This window comes from Myxococcaceae bacterium JPH2 (assembly GCA_016458225.1).
Lineage (GTDB): Bacteria > Myxococcota > Myxococcia > Myxococcales > Myxococcaceae > Citreicoccus.
On record JAEMGR010000019.1, the window covers coordinates 17,913 to 36,615 of the forward strand.

General features: G+C 69.7%; 14 protein-coding genes. 9 read left to right on the forward strand and 5 right to left on the reverse strand.

Annotated features, from left to right (window positions below; genetic code table 11):
• Positions 1–7: 7 nt before the first annotated feature.
• The 3 genes from JGU66_25580 to JGU66_25590 all read right to left on the reverse strand — a co-directional run bounded on the left by JGU66_25580 (position 8) and on the right by JGU66_25590 (position 4,029).
• Complete coding sequence (locus JGU66_25580) at positions 8–1,804, reverse strand: beta-lactamase family protein (GenBank protein ID MBJ6764160.1); 1,797 nt, start codon at positions 1,802–1,804, stop codon at positions 8–10.
• A 90-nt stretch (positions 1,805–1,894) separates the two neighbouring features.
• Positions 1,895–3,304 (reverse strand): HAMP domain-containing protein, encoded by a 1,410-nt coding sequence (locus JGU66_25585; GenBank protein MBJ6764161.1) that lies wholly within the window; start codon positions 3,302–3,304, stop codon positions 1,895–1,897.
• Positions 3,305–3,309: 5 nt separating this feature from the next.
• Positions 3,310–4,029, reverse strand: a complete 720-nt coding sequence (locus JGU66_25590) for a response regulator transcription factor (protein MBJ6764162.1) — start codon at positions 4,027–4,029, stop codon at positions 3,310–3,312.
• A 134-nt stretch (positions 4,030–4,163) separates the two neighbouring features.
• On the opposite strand from JGU66_25590, the gene JGU66_25595 reads away from it, so the two are divergent.
• The 7 genes from JGU66_25595 to JGU66_25625 all read left to right on the forward strand — a co-directional run bounded on the left by JGU66_25595 (position 4,164) and on the right by JGU66_25625 (position 11,180).
• A complete protein-coding gene (locus JGU66_25595; GenBank protein ID MBJ6764163.1) occupies positions 4,164–4,799 on the forward strand; it encodes an SDR family oxidoreductase in 636 nt (211 codons plus the stop codon).
• 202 nt (positions 4,800–5,001) lie between these two features.
• Entirely contained in the window at positions 5,002–5,601 is a 600-nt protein-coding gene (locus JGU66_25600; GenBank protein ID MBJ6764164.1) for a TetR/AcrR family transcriptional regulator, read from the forward strand.
• Between the two features lie 15 nt (positions 5,602–5,616).
• Positions 5,617–6,852: an acetyl-CoA C-acetyltransferase gene (locus JGU66_25605; GenBank protein ID MBJ6764165.1), complete on the forward strand. Its 1,236-nt coding sequence runs from the start codon at positions 5,617–5,619 to the stop codon at positions 6,850–6,852.
• Between the two features lie 138 nt (positions 6,853–6,990).
• On the forward strand, positions 6,991–8,880 hold the full coding sequence (locus tag JGU66_25610; protein MBJ6764166.1) for an OPT/YSL family transporter: 1,890 nt from the start codon (positions 6,991–6,993) through the stop codon (positions 8,878–8,880).
• Between the two features lie 80 nt (positions 8,881–8,960).
• Complete coding sequence (locus JGU66_25615; GenBank protein MBJ6764167.1) at positions 8,961–9,872, forward strand: pirin family protein; 912 nt, start codon at positions 8,961–8,963, stop codon at positions 9,870–9,872.
• Between the two features lie 12 nt (positions 9,873–9,884).
• Positions 9,885–10,307, forward strand: coding sequence for an OsmC family protein (locus tag JGU66_25620; GenBank protein ID MBJ6764168.1), 423 nt, complete (start codon positions 9,885–9,887; stop codon positions 10,305–10,307).
• A gap of 117 nt (positions 10,308–10,424) precedes the next feature.
• Positions 10,425–11,180, forward strand: a complete 756-nt coding sequence (locus JGU66_25625) for a hypothetical protein (GenBank protein MBJ6764169.1) — start codon at positions 10,425–10,427, stop codon at positions 11,178–11,180.
• A gap of 12 nt (positions 11,181–11,192) precedes the next feature.
• Here the strand turns inward: JGU66_25625 and JGU66_25630 are convergent, their stop codons facing one another.
• The gene (locus JGU66_25630; GenBank protein ID MBJ6764170.1) at positions 11,193–12,539 is read right to left on the reverse strand and encodes a hypothetical protein; all 1,347 of its coding nucleotides are present in this window, start codon (positions 12,537–12,539) and stop codon (positions 11,193–11,195) included.
• A gap of 121 nt (positions 12,540–12,660) precedes the next feature.
• On the opposite strand from JGU66_25630, the gene JGU66_25635 reads away from it, so the two are divergent.
• Both JGU66_25635 and JGU66_25640 read left to right on the forward strand, forming a co-directional pair.
• On the forward strand, positions 12,661–13,989 hold the full coding sequence (locus JGU66_25635) for a hypothetical protein (GenBank protein MBJ6764171.1): 1,329 nt from the start codon (positions 12,661–12,663) through the stop codon (positions 13,987–13,989).
• 104 nt (positions 13,990–14,093) lie between these two features.
• Positions 14,094–17,174, forward strand: coding sequence for an alpha amylase C-terminal domain-containing protein (locus tag JGU66_25640; GenBank protein MBJ6764172.1), 3,081 nt, complete (start codon positions 14,094–14,096; stop codon positions 17,172–17,174).
• 3 nt (positions 17,175–17,177) lie between these two features.
• On the opposite strand, the gene JGU66_25645 is transcribed toward JGU66_25640, so the two are convergent.
• Positions 17,178–18,596, reverse strand: a complete 1,419-nt coding sequence (locus JGU66_25645; protein MBJ6764173.1) for a sugar porter family MFS transporter — start codon at positions 18,594–18,596, stop codon at positions 17,178–17,180.
• Positions 18,597–18,703: the final 107 nt, after the last annotated feature.

Genomic DNA, 18,703 nt, shown 5'->3' on the forward strand with positions numbered 1-18,703 from the left:
CGGTGGCTCAAGGCACGTCTGGCCTCCGGGGCAATCGGATGCCCTTGACGTACAGGGCCTCTCCCCCAGGTTCTTGCTGGACGCGCACGACTTCGTTCATGCCGCGTCCGAGTCCCACCGCCACGGCATGCGCATTGTCCTCCGTGCGGAGCACTCCGACGAGGCTCGAGTCACCGAGCGCGGGCCCGGAGAGTTCCGCGAACAGGAGGCCTTGCTCCTCACGCAGCACCACCTGCTCGATGGCCTCGTGCTTCGCGCCGGGCGGGATGCCGAAGCGACCCAGGCGTGCGTGCCACGCAGGATGAATCGCCGTGGGCTCGATGCGCTCGCCCCAGAGCAGCCGACCAAAGGGGACGCCGTGGACGATCATCACGTCATGCCCGTCGATGCGCTGGAAGGACAGCCAGAGGGACGAGTCTCCGGTTCGGGCGCGGAAGTAGCCTTGCTCGTGCGGAACCAGCTCCACGTCCGCGTCTGCCAACCGCGTGGTGAGCTTGCCGCTGTCGAAGTGCACGGCCATGGGGCCATTCCCCGTCGCATAGAGACCTTCGAGGGCTCGGAGTTCCGTGTCTGGCCTTGAGATGGGTTGGACCTGGGGCTCGGCGGGCGGCTCCTGGACGGTCACCCCGCGCTTGGCCTTCAGCGCGAGCACCAGCACCTGTCTCGCGAGTGCCTCGACCAGCGGCCCTGCGTTCTCCGTGTTGGACAGCACCACCACGCCGAGCCCCTCGTCGGGCAGCAGCGCGAGGTCGGATTGAAAGTGGAAGGTGCTGCCGGAGTGGTCCACCCAGCGCACGGACTTCCCGTTGGTCAGCGGCAGCTCCACCAGCGTCCACGGCAGCCCGATGCGCAGGTCGAGATCCAGTGGCGTATCCGCGGCCTGGGGACTCCACTGGGCGGCGATGGAGTCCGGCCGGAGAATCGTCGCGCCGTCGAGCGTCCCTCCCGCGAGGAGCATGCGCAGGAAGCGCGTCTGGTCCATCACCGTGCTGCGCAGGCTGCCCGCGGGGGCTTCGCTCTCCAGCCACGTGGGTGGCAGCTCGGAGGCGGGCGTGACGCCGTAGCCCTTGGCGAGCCTCGGCACGAGGTCCGGCTCCAAGCGGAATGACGAACTCGTCATGCCCAGCGGGGCGAGGACGGTGTGGCGCAAGGCGTCGCTGAACGCTTCGCCCGTGGCCACTTCCACCGCCCGGCCGACCACGACGAAGCCCAGGTTGGAGTACGCGGAGACGGTGCCCGGAGGGTAGGCCGGAGACTCGTGGCGGAGTGCCTCGACGCGGGCGGCGGGGGAGAGGGGGGCCTCGGCGTAGTAGCCCGCGAGCAGTTGGGGAATGCCTGCCCGGTGGGTCATCAGGTGGCGCAGGGTGATGGGCCTCGCGTTCGGAAAGCGCGGCTGCAGCGCGAAGCCCGGGACGCTTCGCGCGATGGGCGCATCGAGGTCCATCGTGCCTCGCTCCCCTTGTTGGAAGACGGCGGTCGCGGTGAACACCTTCGCCACCGAGCCGACCTCGTACACGGTGTCAGCGGTGGCGGGCGTCCCCGCGGCCTCATCGGCGACGCCGAAGCCCTCGGCCCAGACGACTTCGTTTCCGTCCACCAAGGCGAGGCTGAGTCCGCGAATCTGTTGCTCGGCCATGGCCTCGGTGATTCGCGGCCGCAGCAGCGCTTTCAGCGAGTCGTAGTCCGGGCGCGATGGCGCGGGCGGAGGTGAGTCACTGCATGCGGTGACGAAGGCGGCCGGCGCAGACAGCAGTCCTGCGAGGAGAAAGGCCATTCCGCGAGCGCGGTGGCGGTGCGACTTCATGACGTGGCTCCTTACCCGAGAGCAGTTCGGGCAAGGCGCAAGGTGGCAGCGACGGCGATGCGTGACCGTCGAAGTCGTGTCGCGCGTGCGTCACCGATTGTCAGCGCTCGTCACCGAATGCCGCGGCCATGACAGGGTGATCCGGGCGCCACCCAGGGGCGCACGAGACGCCTGAGCGCGCCCCTGGTGCGCTTGCATGACGCGGTGGACGATGGCCAGTCCCAGCCCATGGCCTCCTGTCTTGCGCTGCCGGCTGTCGTCCAAGCGCGTGAAGGGGAGGAAGACCCGCTCACGGTCGGGGAGCGGAATCCCGGGTCCGTCGTCGTCGACGTGCAGCAGGCAGTGGTCGTCCCGCAGCGCCCACTCCACGCGGATCTCCTTGTGCGCGTGGCGCTGGGCATTGCGGACGAGGTTGCTCAGCGCGCGGCGCAGATAGCGCGGGCACCCCACGCAGGACATGGGCCCGAGCGGCGCGGGATGGATCCGCAGGTGGGGCGTCAACGGCGCGAGCGAAGTGATGACGTCATGGACGAGGTCCGTCAGGTCCATCCGCTCTCGTTCCAATGGCGGGGCCTCGGAGTGCAGGCGCGTGAAGGTGAGCAGCTCAGCGACCAGTGCATCGAGTTCGTCGATGTCGCGATCCATGTCCCCCAGGCGCGTGTGGAGCGACGCGGGCTCCTCGGTGTCTCGGGCCAGCTCGATGGCGAAGCGCAGCCGGGCGATGGGGGTCCTCAGCTCATGCGAGATGGCTTGCAGGGTCGCCTGTTGTTCCTCGGTCATGCGCTGGAGCCGCTCCGCCATGCCATTGAAGGTCCGCGCCAGATGACCCAAGGGCTCGGGGAGTCGGGTCTCCGCTCGGGCCCGGAGGTTCCCCGCGCCCAGGTCCGCGGCGGTGGAGGCCAGTCGCCGAACGTGTCGGTAGAGAGGAACGGTCAGCGCGAGCACCGCCACGCCCAGCACGAGCAGCAGGGTGGCGATCTCCGGCATGAGGAAGAGGACCACCTTGTCCGGCGGTGGCCCGATGTGCAGCGTCTGCACGAGGACCTGACGCGAGTCGCGCAGGGGCTGGAACACCTCCACGGTGTCCCCGAGCGCGCCCTGGGCGCGGTACCAGGCGGCGGCCCTTCCCGTGCTCAGTTGCTCGCGAGTGAGCGCGGGGAGGGGAAGGGCGAGGACCTCGTCCAGTGAGCGGAGCGAGAGCGGATAGCGGAAGTGCGGCTGCCATGCGTGCAGCAGGGCGGCCCGGTCCTGCTCGGGGCGCGCGCGGAGCTGTTCCTCCATGAGCCAGCGCAGCCCTTCGGTGAGTCGCTCCACCTCGGCGGCGCTCTCTCGGGATTGCGCGGCGAGGTGGGCATCCGGCGGCTCCGCGCTGGTGAGTCGCGTCGACGCCGAGACCGTCATCAAGAGGAACGCGAGGAGGCTGGCGGCGAAGACGCCCGCGTAGACGCGCGCGAACATGCCGCGCAGGGGCTGGAGTGTGGCGGCGGTGAGCGTGTTCATGGGGCCTACTCCGGAGCGAGGAAGTAGCCCCGCCCGCGCACAGTCCGGATGAGTCGGTGGGGAGGCACGTCGTCGCCGAGCTTCCGGCGCAGCTTGGAGATGCGCATGTCGATGGAGCGGTCGAGCCCGTCATGCTCGATGCCTCGAAGCTCGGCGAGGAGGTCATCGCGCGAGAGGACATCGGGCGCGCGGCGCGCGAGCATCCACAGCAGGTCGAACTCCGCGTCGGTCAGCTCCACGGAGGCACCGGCGCGCGTCACCGTGCGCAGCACGCCGTTGATCCGCAGGGCCCCCGATGCGCGCTCCGAGGTCGCATCGGCGAGCACGTGACGGGAGGCTGCCTCGGGGACTCCCCGCGCGGCGCGCCGGAGCAGGGCTCGCAGCCGAGACAGCAGCACCTGGGGACGCACGGGCTTGGTGAGGTAGTCATCGGCGCCCAGGTCCAAGGCGACCACCTCCTGGATGTCCTCGTCCTGCGCGGTGAGCATCAAGATGAAGCCCGTGAAGTGCTCGCGGGCTCGCCGACACACCTCGAGCCCATCCAGTCCGGGCAGGAGCACATCGAGGATGATGCACGCGGGTGGCGCTTCCGCGAGCGCGCGCAGGGCGCTCGGTCCATCGGCCATCCAGCGGACCTCGAAGCCGTGGCCTCGGAGGAAGGTCTGGATCAACCCCGCGAGACGTTCATCGTCCTCGACCAGCAGCAGATGGGGATGGGGCTCCATGTTCGGACCGGGCTCCTCGGTCGAGGTAACACCGCGCCCTCCCATCCGTGTCACCGCACCCGGTTCACTCGTGTTGCGAGGGATAGGGCAGGGCGTTACGGTCCGCCCGATTCTCGACACAGCAAAGAGGCCGCATGCGAGTCCTGGTCATCGGTGCGTCGCAGGGAACGGGCGCGTTGGCAGTGAAAGAGGCGCTGGCGCGAGGGCATGACGTCACGGCATTCGCCCGCAGTCCCCAGAAGCTGGAGCTGGAGCACCCGAGGCTCACCCGCGTGGCGGGGGACTTCCACCAGAAGGACTCCGTCAACGCGGTGGTGAAGGGCCACGACGCGGTCATCGTCACGGCGTCCTCCACGTCGCTCAAGGGCTTCAAGGAGAACCCTCACTACTTCTCCCAGGGCACGGCCCTCACCATCGACGCCATGAAGACACACGGCGTCCGGCGCCTCGTGGTGCTCAGCGCCATTGGCACCGGTGAGAGTCAAAAGCTGCTCAACGTCGTCATGCGCACGCTGCTCGTCTCCTTCATCCTCAAGCTTCCCTTCCAGGACCATGTGCGCCAGGAGCAGCTCGTGCGCGACAGCGGTTTGGATTGGGTCATCGTGCGGCCGGGCCGGCTCACCGGAGGTCCCGCGCTCAAGCGCTACGTGAAGAAGACGGCCATCGAGCCCGTGCCCGGCTCCATCTCTCGCGCCGACCTGGCGGACTTCCTCGTGGAGGCCGCGGAAGTGGGCACCTGGGGCGGGCACGCGGTGCAGGTGGGTGGCTGAGCGTTTCGTGAGGACTCGGCGCCATCTTGGGCGCTGAGCGCAAGTCCTGATTGTCCCCGAGGGTCGAGCCACGGCTCCCCCGGGGACTCGTTTCCCAGCGCAAATCCCGGTCGTCCCGAGGCGCCACCCCAAGGGCCAGGGCTCGTCGTCCCTTGACGAATGATGTTCGTAATATTATCTGCGTAATACGTGAGGCGATGACATGAGCGCGAAGGCGGAGCAGAAGGAGCGGACCCATCGGGACATCCTCGCGTCGGCGGGGCGCCTGCTGCGCTCTCGCGGCATTTCGGGCACGAGCGTGGGCGAGGTGATGAGGGGCGCGGGCCTCACGGTCGGCGGCTTCTATGCGCACTTCGACTCGAAGGAGCACCTGGTGCGCGAGGCCTTCCGCGCCACGTTCCGGGGCATGTGGGCGCAGGCCGTGGCGGCGACGGAGGGCGCGGGCGATCGCGCCGCGCATCTGCTCGGGCGGTATCTGTCCCGCGCGCACCGTGACCACCCGGAGCAGGGTTGTCCGCTGCCCGCCGTGGTGGGCGAGTTGAGCACGGGCGACACGGAGTTCGTGGGCACGTTGGAGGAGGAGCTGCGCGCGTATGCGGAGGCGCTCGCGCCCTTGCACGAGTCCAGTCCCGAGGCGCCTCGGGGGCAGCGTGCGCTGGCGATGATCGCGCTCATGTACGGCGGGCTGAGCCTGGCGCGCGCCGTCCAGGGCACCGCGCTGTCGGATGACATCCTGAAGGCCTGCCGCGCCTATGGCCGGGCCGCCACGAGAGGCTTCTCGCTCCCGAGCACGGAGCGCTGAGGAGGAAGCATCATCATGGGTCACGCATACATCATTGACGCCATTCGTACGCCCCGAGGTCGGGGCAAGCAGGGCAAGGGCGCGCTGTCGGACGTCCATCCTCAAGAGCTGGTGGCCCAGCTCCTGGTCGCGGCGGCGAAGCGGCAGGGGTGGCGGCCCGAGGACGTGGACGACCTGGTTCTCGGCTGCGTGTCACAGGTGGGAGACCAGGGCGCGAACCTCGCGCGCAACGCGGTGCTGTCCGCCGGGTGGCCGCAGGAGGTGACGGGCACCACGCTCAATCGCTTCTGCGGCTCGGGGCTCCAGGCGGTGAACTTCGGCGCCATGGGCGTGATGTCGGGCGCCCAGCAGCTCGTGGTCGCCGGCGGGGTGGAGAGCATGTCCCGCGTCCCCATGGGCTCGGACGGAGGCGGTCAGGACGGGGGGAATGCCCACCTGCGCGCGCGGCACTTCCAGGTTCCCCAGGGCATCAGCGCGGACCTCATCGCCACGCTCGAGGGCTTCCGCCGCGAGGACATCGACGCCATCGCGCTGCGCTCACAGCAGCGGGCGGAGGTCGCCATCGCGGAGGGTCGCTTTGCTCGGAGCCTCGTGCCGATCGTGCACCCGGAGACCGGCCGCGTGCTGCTCTCCTCGGATGAGACGCCTCGCGCGGGGACGACGGAGCAGGCGCTCGCTCGGTTGGAGCCCTCGTTCGTGGCGCTGGGCGCCTCGGAGGCGGGCGCGGCGGGCGAGACGTTGGATGCGCTGGCCCTGGCGCGCTATCCCCAGGCCGGCTCCATCCGGCACATGCACACGGCGGGTAACTCCAGCGGGCTCGCGGATGGCGCGGGCCTGGTGGTCCTCGCCTCCGAGGACCATGTCCGTGCGCACGGGCTCAAGCCCCGCGCCCGCATCCGCGCCATGGCCACGGTGGGCAGCGAGCCCGTCATCATGCTGACGGCGCCCGCGGCCGCGTCCCGGAAGGCGCTGCGCATGGCGGGGATGGACGTGCGGGACATCGACCTGTGGGAGATCAACGAGGCCTTCGCGGCCGTCGTCCTCCAGACGCAGAACGCGCTGGGGCTGCCCTCCGAGCGGGTCAACGTCAATGGCGGTGCCATCGCGCTGGGCCACCCGCTCGGGGCGACGGGGGCCATCCTGCTCGGGACGGTGCTGGACGAGTTGGAGCGCAGGGGCCTGTCCACCGGGCTGGTCACCCTGTGCATCAGCGGTGGGCAGGGCATCGCCACCATCATCGAGCGGCTCTGAGCATCCCCTCCCGGGCATCCCTGGCGCGCCGCGCCGCGCGCCCGGGGTGTCGGTGGGCGGCCGACCCGGCGTTAAATCGACGGGGGGGCGGGACATGCTTCGTCCTGATGGAGGGGTTGCATTATCGTCGCGCCCCCCATGACTCAGCCTTCCCCGTCGCCGAGCCAGCCTCACGCCTCATCCGCCGCACCGTCCACGCCGCCAGCCGCTGGGGATGCGGCGCAGGATCCGGAGCGCTACTGGCTGGAGCACGTGTACCGCGGCGGCGCGCGTCAGCTCACCGTGCGGGCGGTCATCGCGGGCATGTTGATTGGCGCGGTGATGTGCCTGTCCAACCTCTACGTCATCCTCAAGACGGGCTGGAGCCTGGGCGTCACCATCACCGCGTGCATCCTCGCCTTCGTGGTGTTCGGGACGCTGCGCGAGCTGCGGGTGCTGCGCGCCGAGTTCACCGACCTGGAGAACAACGCCATGGGCTCGGTGGCCTCGGCCGCGGGCTACATGACGGGCGGCGGCAACATGCACGCGGTCCCCGCGCTGCTCATGCTCACGGGCACGCTGCCGTCCTCAGGATGGCTGGTGCTCTGGTTCGTCGTCGTCTCCGCGCTCGGCGTCTTCGCGGCCATCCCCATCAAGCGTCAGCTCATCAACATCGAGGCCCTGCCGTTCCCCACGGGGACTGCCACCGCCGAGACCATCCGCACGCTGCACGGCCATGACGCGGAGGCCAAGCGCAAGGCGCGGCTGCTGACCCTCGCGGGCGTCGTGGGCGCGGTGCTGGTGACGCTGCGCGAGGCGCGCTTCCGCTGGCTGCGCAACATCCCGGACAAGGTGAGCCTCCCGTTCGAGATCCTCGGACGCAAGGCGAGTGACTGGTCGCTGTCATTCGACTTCAGCCTGCTGCTGATTGGCGCCGGCGCGCTGGTGAGCTTCAAGACGGGCTGGTCCATGCTCCTGGGCGCCATCCTCACGTACGGCTTCCTCGCGCCCGAGATGGTGCTGCAGGGCGCCATCCCCGCGGTGACGTTCAAGGCCATCAACAGCTGGGCGCTGTGGACGGGCTCGGCGCTGCTGGTGTCCTCGGGGGTGTTGTCCTTCGCGTTCCAGTGGCGCAGCGTGGCGCGCTCGTTCTCGGCCCTGACGGGGCTGCTGCGTCGCAAGGGCTCGGCCTCGGCGGTGGTGGATCCGCTGGCGGACGTGGAGTGCCCGCCCTCGTGGTTCCCGCTGGGCTTCCTCGTGCTGGGGCCCATCGCCGTGGTGCTGATGGCCTATCTGTTCCAGATTCCGTGGTGGGCCGGCGTGCTCGCGCTGCCGCTCTCCGTGGTGATGGGCATCATTGCGTCGCGCGTGACGGGCGAGACGGACACCACGCCCACCAAGGCGCTGGGCCCCGTGACGCAGCTGATGTTCGGCGCGCTGGCTCCCGGCAACATCGCCGCCAACGTGATGAGCGCCAACGCCACGGGCGGCGTGGGGCTGCATGCCGCGGATCTGCTGACGGACCTCAAGTCGGGTTGGCTGCTGGGCGCCAATCCCCGCCAGCAGTTCTTCGCGCAGCTCTTCGGCGTGGTGGCGGGCGCGGCGGTGGTGGTGCCCGCGTTCCATCTCCTGATTCCCACCGCGGACGTGCTGGGCACCGAGCAGTTCCCGGCGCCCGCCGCCATGGTGTGGGCGAGCGTGTCCAAGCTGCTGGCCACGGGCGTGTCCGCGCTGCATCCCACGGCTCGTATCGGCGCGCTGTGCGGCTCGGCGCTGGGCATCTCGCTGGTGCTGTTGGAGCGCTGGGCGCCGGCGACCCTGAAGCCCTACATTCCTTCCGCTTCGGGCTTCGGGCTGGCCATCGTCCTGCCGGGCTCCAGCTCCATTGCCTTCTTCACGGGCGCGGCCATCGCCGAGGTGCTGCGGCGCACGCGGCCCAAGCTGGCCGAGGCCACGCTGCTGCCGGTGAGCGCGGGCGTCATCGCGGGAGAGAGCCTGTTGGGCATCGCACTGGCCATGGCCAAGGCGCTGGGCGTGATGCCCAAGTGATGCGGACGCGGCTCTAGTGTGTGGACCTCCCAGCTGGGGCTGGGAGCCTCGCGGCGTCGCGAGAGGAAAGGCGGGATGACATGGGGATGGATGAGGCTGGGCCGTTCGAGACGGTCATCGTTCCGCGGACGCGGGACCTGGGAGATGGCTTCACCGTCCGGCGCGCGCTGCCCGCGGCGCAGCGGCAGATGGTGGGGCCGTTCATCTTCTTCGATCAGATGGGCCCCGCCGTGTTCGAGAACGGGCACGGGCTGGATGTCCGGCCGCATCCGCACATTGGCCTGTCGACGGTGACGTACCTGTTCGAGGGCGCCATCCTGCATCGCGACAGCCTGGGCAGCGTGCAGCGCATCGAGCCGGGCGCGGTGAACTGGATGACCGCAGGGCGCGGCATCGTCCACTCGGAGCGCTCGCCCGCCCCGGAGCGCGCGGGCGGCAAGTCGCTCTCCGGCATCCAGATCTGGGTGGCGCTGCCCAAGGCGCAAGAGGAGCGCGAGCCGTCGTTCGCGCACTTCCCCGCGGCGTCGCTCCCCGTCGTGCAGGAGGACGGCGTCCAGCTTCGACTCATCGCCGGAACGCATCACGGCCTGCGCTCGCCGGTGCCCACGCTGTCCGAGCTGTTCTACGTGGACGTGGTGCTCGCGGCGGGGGCCGAGGTGGTGCTCAAGGCGGACCATGACGAGCGCGCGGCCTACGTGATGAGCGGTCGCGTGGAGGTGGGCGCCGCGACGCTGGAGGCGGGCTCGATGCCTGTCTTCGCGCGCAAGGGCGAGGTGCGCCTGCGCGCCACCGAGCCCAGTCGCGTGCTCCTGTTCGGCGGTGAGCCGATGGATGGCCCGCGCCACATCGTGTGGAACTTCGTCTCCAGTTCGGCGGCGCGCATCGCGCAGGCCAAGGAGGACTGGAAGGCGCGGCGCTTCCCGTCCGTGGCCGCCGAGACCGAGTTCATCCCGCTGCCCGACAACCTGCCGACCCCGGTCGACTACCCCTGAGGACGACACACCATGGCGCATGACCCGGACAGTGTGCTGCTCGCCGCCGCGACGGTGGAGAGCGGCGAGGGCTTCACCCAATCCATCCGCACCGGCGTCCATGCGTTCGTCGCGGATGAGCCGCCCTCGCACGGCGGCGCGGACCGAGGCCCCGCGCCCTATCAGCTCCTGCTCGGCTCGCTGGGGGCGTGCACCGCCATCACCTTGAAGATGTACGCGGCGAAGAAGCAGTGGGATCTGGGCACGCTCACCGTGCGGCTGAAGCTGGTGCGCGAGCCCACCGGTGAGCGCGTGGAGCGCGTCCTGCGCTGCGCGGACACCGTGACGGCCGAGCAGCGCGAGCGCCTGCTGGAGATCTCCGGCAAGACGCCCGTCACCGTCACGCTGCTGCGGTCCATGCGCATCGACACGCGGTTCGCCGCGAGCGCGGACTGACGGAGCGTCATCGCGCGCAGGTCCCGCGGTGCGAGGGGTCGCTGTCAGGCGTGTTCATGCGATGCTGCCGCGCGTCTCCGGGCTGCACCGGATGAACGAACCTCAAGGAACTTTTCGATGAAGCGACTGGCGTGGGTGGTGGGCGGAGCGCTGCTCCTGGGCGGGTGTGTGTCGCAGCAGCAGGTGGCGCGGCCAGCTCCTCCTTCGCCTTCGGTGGTGGCCCTGGATCCGCTCCAGACCGCTCCCGTTCAGACCGCCTCCACCGTGAAGGAGTTGCCGCAGTGTCCCGAGGACATCGCGGACGAGCCCGGCTTGGAGCTGGACCTCACGCCCGAGACGCGGGCGCGTGCGTGGACCGCCTCCCTGGATGCCGTGAGCCTGGGCTTCAAGCCCGAGTCGCAGGTCGAGCACCTCTTCCAGCGCACCCTGCCGCTGAAGGCGGGGCCGGTGGAAGTGGTGGGCTTGGGCGCGCCCGCGCGGCGAGCCGCGTGGAGCGAGCTCCTCATCGCGAGGCCCCATGCCCAGGGATACTGCATGGTGAACGGCTGGACCACGATGCTCCCCGGTGCGACGACGTTGTCCCTGGAGGGAACGTGGCTCTCGCCCGACTCGCGCTTCGCCATCCTGCTGCTCAAGGTGCTCGTGGCGGGAGAGAACCCGCGGCCCGAGACGCGCTGGGTGACGCTGGGCACGGATGGGCATCGCGCGTGGATCGCCCTGGGCGCGCCGCCCAGTCACCAGCTCCTCGTCCCGTCGGTGACGTTCTTCCCCAATGGGAAGGACCTCTACCTGGACATCCACCAGCGCTACGTCACGCGGCTGCGGCTCGGGAATGACGGGCGCTTCATCGTCCCGCCCCCCGCGACGAAGTGAGGACCTCGGGCCTCAGCCCGGCTTCGCCAGGCTCCGTGCTCGCAGGAGCTGCAGGAAGGAGATGGCCGCCACCAAGAGGATGGCGCTGCCATCGATGAAGTCCCCGGCGAAGAGCAGCAGCAGTCCGAAGAGGGCATCGATGACGAAGATGCCCCAGCCGAGGATCGGGCTTCGCACCAGCGCCAGCAGGCCCGACAGTCCGCTGTAGACCAGGAGGATCAGGATGCCCCCGAGGCCCACGTTGAGCATCTGGTTCGCCTGTCCGAGGTTGGCGAGCACGGAGAACGCCACCGTGATGGTGAGGAACGTGGTCAGTCCGCCATGGACCTTGGCCATGTCCCGCATGAGCGTGCGGCGCAGCTCCACCGGGTCCTTCACCGTGTCGCGCTCCACGCACGCGGGGCAGAGCGTGCGCTCCGCCTCCAGCGAATCGGGGAGGCACTGCGCGCAGTAGAAGGCGCCACAGCGCGGACACGTGCGCGTCTCTTCCTCCTGCGGATGCCGAGGGCACCGGGGGCCCAGGTCCTCGTCGATGGCGGGCGGAGGCGTGGGCTCGGAGGCCAGTTGCGCGGGTTCCACCGGGGCTACCACCGCGCTCTCGGTCGGGACGGCGCCCTCGAGCGAGCCCAGGCACTTGGGACAGAACTCCGCGTCGCGGGGAGCGGTGGCGCCACACGCGCACTGCACCTGTCGCGAGCCCGGCGAGGACGTCTCCTGCCAGCGCGTTGGGTCGAACTTCTGGCCGGGCTCCCAGATGACCTCGGAGCCAGGTGAGTCCGCCGACGGTGGAGCGCCCTCGATGATCTCCGCGACGAAGCCATCCGGCAGGGCGTGCGCGGCGTGTCGCTTGAGTCGCAGCTCCTCCGCGAGGCTGGGCTGTGCGGGCCCGAGGAGCGCGTGGGTGGCCAGCCTGCCGAACGCGAGCGTCGTCCCCACGCGCGCCAGGTCAACGGACGGCAGGGCGTCGAGCTTGGACTCCGACGTCATCTCCAGCGTGTCGAACAGCCGCCAGGGAGGTCGCACGCGCCGGGCATGCTCGGGCAGGGGCGCTTCGGGTTGGAAGAGGAGGGCCCGTGTGCTCGCGGCGAGGTGCAGCGGCAGCGTCCAGCGCAGCACGCGCCCGCGCTCCAGCGCGGGAAGGGGGACGCGCAGCAGCTCCTGACGTGTCTCCGCGTCGAGCACCCGCAGCGTGGACGCGGGCGTCATGGGCTCGAACGCGCCCTGCAACCAGATGCGCGCCGTGGCCTGGGTGCCCGCGGCCGCGCGGATCACCGGCTCGACGTGCAGGTGCACCGTGCCGAACTCGCGAGGCTGTCGGCCGGCCCGCTCAAGGATGTCTGGATAGAAGCCCTCGTCCATGCCCCGTACCCAACCCCAATCCGCGCCCAATCACAAACACATCCTGTTAGTGTGCTCCGCCCATCTCGCCGCAAGGAGCCGCATCCTGGACGCGTCGTCGCCTTCTTCCTCCAAGCCGCGCTTGACGAAGCTCGCCCTCCTCGTGCTCTTCGCGGGCGTCTTCGCGGCGTACAGCGCCAGCCAGGTGCGGATCCAGACGGACTCCCTGTGGTCCATCCCCACCGCGGCCAGCCTTCTGCATGAAGGCAACGCCAACCTCGACGAGTTCCGCCCGACGCTGACAACCTACACGGACCACGGCACGCGCGAGGTGGCGGGGCACACGTATTACGAGTATCCGCTCGGCGCCGTGCTCGCGGCGCTCCCGTTCCTCGCGGCCACCGAGGGCACCCTCACGCTCGCGCGCTCCCAGCTCTCGCACTGGGGCCAGCGAGGCGCGGACCTCGAACAGTGGCTGACCACGTTCCGGGGCACCGGCTCGGTCGACCTCGGCTTCTACAACCGCACCGAGCAGCTCATCGCCTCCTTCTACGTGAGCGCGGCCGTGGTGGTGCTCTTCCTCGCGCTGCGTCGGCAGGTCTCGGACGTGGCCGCGCTCGCCTCCGCGCTGCTGTTCGCGTTCGGCACCACCGCCTACTCCACCGCCAGCCGGGTCCTCTGGCAGCACGCGCCCTCGTTGCTGGCCGTCGCGTGCATCGTGTTCCTGCTCGCGCGCCCGGCGCAGACGCTGCGCACCGCCTTGCTGGCGGGGTTCGTCGTCGCGTGCGCGTACGTCTGCCGGCCCACCAATGCGATCTCGGTCCTCGTCGTCACGGCCTTCTTCGCGATCCGCTGGCCGAAGCTGCTGCCCGCGTTCTTCGGAGGCGCCATCGTGGTGGCGCTGCCGTTCTGCGCCTACAACCTGGCCACGTATGGCGCGCTGCTCTCCCCCTACTACTCCAAGGGGTTGAGTCCGAGCGGCGGGCTCTTCTTCCAGGCGCTCGCGGCCAACCTCATCAGCCCCTCGCGCGGACTCTTCATCTACTCGCCGTTCCTCTTCCTCAGCGGCGTGGGCGTGGTTCAGCGGATGCGGCGCAGCGAGTTCCAGGCCTACGACAGGGCATTCCTGGCCATCGTCGTGCTCCATTGGCTGGCCATCTCCGCGTTCCCGATCTGGTGGGCGGGGCACTCGGTGGGGCCGCGCTTCTTCACGGACGTGCTGCCGTACTGCATCTACTTCCTGGCCTCGCCGCTGCAATCGCTCCTGGACGCGCCCCGCCAGCATCGAGCGCTCACCGCCGCGGTGCTGCTCACGGCGGGCTTCAGCGTCGTCTTCCATTGGCGCGCCTCGACCTCGTTCGCCGTCCATGCGTGGAACTCCACGCCCGCCAACGTGGATGAGCGGCCGGAGCGCGCCTGGGACTGGAAGGACCCCCAGTTCCTGCGGGCCGTGCCCGGCCGGCGAGGGTGATGGAAGTTTTCTCTTCCGGACAAACCGGAGAGACACAACTTTCGGCGGGCTCGATGCGACAAGCTGTCGATTCTCCGCGTCGTGCGCCTTCTCGAGACCGCCCCATGAGTGATTCGAAGATTCGCCGTCCATCCTCGCCCCCTCCGGCCCCGGTGCCGTCCGCTGCACAGGAAAACCGGAAAGCCACGGCGACCGTCGGCGGAAAGGCGAGCCCCGCGCCGGGCGCGCGCCTGGAGCGCTCCAGCTTCGAGTCCACGCCGGCCCCCCTGTCGCGCGGAGGCGATGCCTTCGAGAAGTCAGGGGGGACGGGAGGATTGGCGGCGGCGCGTCCGACCGCGTCCGTGCAGTCCGGCGCCTCGGTGGACAAGCCGCAGCCGCGCACCATCACGTTCGTCTACGACGCGGGCCCGCATGGCTCGCTCACGAACCCGCAGCTCAAGGGGAGCTGGGACGCGGACGGGCGCTACAACGCGCAGTGGTCCGCGGGCACCGTGCCCATGCGCTCGCTGGGCAACGGCAAGTATGCCGCCACGGTGACGCTCTCGGATGACGGCCTGCCGCGCAACTGGGAGTGGGGCGTGACGGTGGACGGCCCCTCGGGCAAGGGCCAGTGGGCGGTGATGGGGGAGGGCAACCTCAAGGTGGATCTCTCCAAGCCCACCGCGTCCTACGCGCCGACGACGTACCACGAGATGGGCGTGCAGCGCTCCGGCAAGGACGCGGCCTTCAAGCTCTGGGCCCCCGACGCGCGTGAGGTGCGCGTGAAGGTGACGGACACGCAGGGCCGCGAGCAGCGCTTCCCCATGACGCGCGATGAGGGCGGCAACTGGAGCGCGCAGGTGAACGGCGGCTGGTCCTCGTTGGAGGGCAAGTCCTACGTCTACGAGGTGGTGGACTCCACCGGCGCCGCGAGCGACCGACCGGACCCCTACGCGCGCGAGATGATGGGCGAGCAGCGCGGGTTGGATCGGCTCTACCTGGACCCTGTGCGCGGCAAGGAAGTGGACCGCTACGCGCAAGGCGCCGTGGGCCTGATGCGCTTCGACGTGGACGACGCGGAGACCGCGCACAGCGCCTATCTGGTGCTGAAGGACCCCAGCGGGAAGCCGCTCAGCAAGCAGGCCCTGCTGGAGCGCCTCGGGGGCTTCGACGCGGGCGCCATCGACACGCTGCGCGGCGGGAAGTTCAACGACCTCTGGTCGAAGAACATCGAGGCGGATGGGCGCATCCGCATGACGAACGAGGGCGGCGCGTGGACCACCCTCGTGAATGATCCGGACAAGCTCGCGGGGCTTCGCTACGAGTTCCAGGTGTTCGACCAGGACGCGAGCGGCAAGCTCCAGCTTCGGGGCGACAAGAACCGCGACGGCAAGCTGAGCAGCCCCGAGCGCTCCACCTCCAAGGTGAACGACCCCTGGAGCGACGTGTTGACGAAGAGCAGCGGCGTGTCCTTCCGCGGCTCTGTCATCGTGGACCCCACGCGCTTCAGCTTCCAGCATGACGCGGCGCCTCGGGAGAAGGACCCGGCGAAGTGGGTGGTGTACCAGCTCCACGTGGGCAGCTTCCTGGGCGAGTCGGGCAACTCGGACCGCTCCACCATGGAGGACCTGCTCGGCAAGCTGGACTACTTCAAGGAGCTGGGCGTCAACACGCTGGAGCTGCTGCCGGTGAACGAGGTGGAGGGCAGCCGCAACTGGGGCTACCTGGGCGTCAACAGCCTCGCGGTGGAGAGTTCGTTCGGCTTCGAGGACAAGGACGGCCGCTGGGTCGAGGGGCGCGAGGCGCTCCAGCGCTTCATCGACGCGGCCCACGAGCGCGGCCTCAACGTGGTGTCGGACGTCGTCTACAACCACGTCTTCGGCGACTACAACGGCCTGTGGAACATGGGCGGCCCGAGCAACCCGTACTTCAACTGGTCGAAGGAGCCGGGGAAGTTCGAGCAGCGCGACACGCCCTGGGGCTCGGTGCCCGCGTATGACAACCCGAAGGTGAAGCAGCTCTTCGTGGACCACGCGGTGTCGCAGGTGGAGGAGCTGCACTTCGACGGACTGCGCTTCGACTTCACCGAGCCCATCAAGGGCGTGGGCGGCAAGGCCGGCTGGGACATGCTCCGGGAGATCAACCGGCAGGTGCACTTCGTCAACCCGAACGCGTGGACCGTGGCCGAGCAGTTCGACTACGACCCGAATCTCACGCGGCCCGCCAAGGCGGATGGCACGGGCGGCGGCTTCGACGCGCAGTGGTACACCGAGTTCCAGCACCGACTGGTGAATGACAACGCCAAGCCGGGGCTCGTGCAGGCGGCGGCGCGCGGCCAGAAGACGGACATGGATGCCTTCATGTCCATGATGACGGCGCCGCGCGGCCTGGACGACTGGAAGCATGCGCTGTCCATCATCTCCAACCATGACGAGGTCGGGAACGGCCAGCGCACGATGAACACCGCCGAGGGCGCCAAGCCCACGGACTTCCCGGACGAGTGGTCGCGGGGCGCGGCGCGCTTCGCGGCGGGCATTGGCCTGGCGGGGCCGGGCATCCCCATGTTCTTCCAGGGCGACGAGTTCGGTGCCCAGAACGACTTCCGCTGGGGCAACCCGTCCTCCTGGGACAGCGACTGGAGCTGGCAGTCGGTGGGCAAGGGCGTGGACTTCAGCCGCGTGCGCTTCGACGACGCGCGCAAGGCCACCTACGAGCGCCTCTTCGCGCAGCCGCCCGAGGCCCGCGCCAAGGACGCCGAGTTCCAGGCGTTCTCCGCCGACGACACGAAGCTCTTCACGGAGATCGCCGCGCTTCCCGCGAGCGAGCGCTCGGGCGCGATGCTGAACGTGACGCGCCGGCAGAGCTTCGGCTTCTACAAGGACGCCATCGCGCTGCGCTCCAGCAGCCCCGCCTTCCGCTCGGACGCGGAGGTGAAGCGCGTGTACACGCACAACGACGACGCGGTGATGGCCTTCACGCGCAAGTCGGGGGACGACGAGTACCTCGTCGTGGGCAGCCTCAACCGGAAGAACCTGGAGGGCTATGAGATGCCATTGCCTCCGGGGAACTGGAAGGAGGTGCTCAACAGCGACGCCGCGGCGTACGGCGGGAGCAACTTCGGCAACTACGGCGCCACGCTCTCGGGCAGCGCCGACACGAAGGTGAACATCCCCGCCGCGGGCTACGTGGTGTTCAAGAAGGCGTAGCCGCTACATCGTCTCCAGCTCTCGGCCCTTCGTCTCGGGGATGTGGCGAAGGGTGAAGTAGAACGAGAACACGGCGGCGACCGTGTAGAGGCCATAGGCCCAGCCCAGCCCGATGGTCGCCAGCACGGGGAACGTCACCGACACGATGAAGTTGGCGACCCACTGGGCCATGGCCGCCAGTGACAGCGCGAGCGCGCGGATGCGGTTGGGGAACATCTCCCCCAGGAGCACCCACATCACCGGGCCCCACGAGAACCCGAAGCTGACGACGTAGAGGTTCGCGGCCACCAGCGCCGTGGTTCCGGCCGCGCCGTGCAGCACGGGGTTGCCTTGCGCATCCTGCGGCGCCGTGCCGAAGAGGAAGGCGAGCAGCCCCAGCGTGAGCGCCATGCCCACCGAGCCCGCGAGCAACAGCGGCCTGCGGCCGATTTTGTCCACGCACGCGATGGCCACCAGCGTGGTGACGATGTTGGTGACGCTGGTGATGACGGTGATGAGCAGCGAGTCCTGCTCGGAGAAGCCCACCGCCTGCCAGAGCACGCTGGAGTAGTAGAAGATGACGTTGATGCCCACGAACTGCTGGAGCACGGCGAGGACGATGCCGACCCAGACGATGGGCTGAAGCCCCAGTCGGGCGCCCCGCAGGTCCGCCATGCGAGCGGGTCGGTCCGCGCGCAGCGACTTGCGGATCTCCACCACCTTGGATGGCGCGGTGTCTCCGATGATGTCGCGCAGCACGCCGAGCGCCTCCTGCTCGCGTCCCTTGGCCACCAGGTAGCGCGGCGACTCGGGGATGAAGAGCGAGCCCACGCCGTAGAGCAGCGCGGGCGGCAGGCCGCTCCAGAACATCCAGCGCCACGCGGTGATGCCGAACCACAGCGGGTTGGACGCGGATCCGGCGCTGCGCGCGATGGCGAAGTCACCCAACAGCGCCATGAAGATGCCCACCACGATGGCGAGCTGCTGGAGCGAACCCAAGCGGCCTCGCAGGTGCGCCGGGGCGATCTCCGCGATGTAGGCCGGCACGACGACGCTGGCGATGCCCACCGACAATCCGCCGATGAGTCGCCAGATGCTCAAGTCCCACAGCGCGAACGCGAGCCCCGAGCCCAGCGCGCTGAGGATGAACAGGCCCGAGGCGATGGCCATGACGCGCGTGCGTCCGAAGTGGTCCGCCAGTCGCCCGGCGAAGAATGCGCCCACCGCCGAGCCGACGAGGGCCGACGAGACACACAGGCCCAAGGCCCACGCGCTCGCCCGGAACTCGGTGGCCAGCGCGCCCACGGTGCCGTTGATGACGGCCGTGTCGAAGCCGAAGAGGAATCCCCCGAGCGCCGCCACCGCGGAGATGAGGACGATCCGCATCGTGGACGTCTGCGGACGGACCGTGGGCTGCCGACCTACCTCCAGGACTTCCGCCATGCACCAACCCCCCCGCGGAATGAGCGGACCCGCCGTGCCGGAACAGGTAGGCCTCGGACCGGTCCTGGCGGCACTCTCGACGGGGTGAGCCCCTGCCTCCTCGGCAC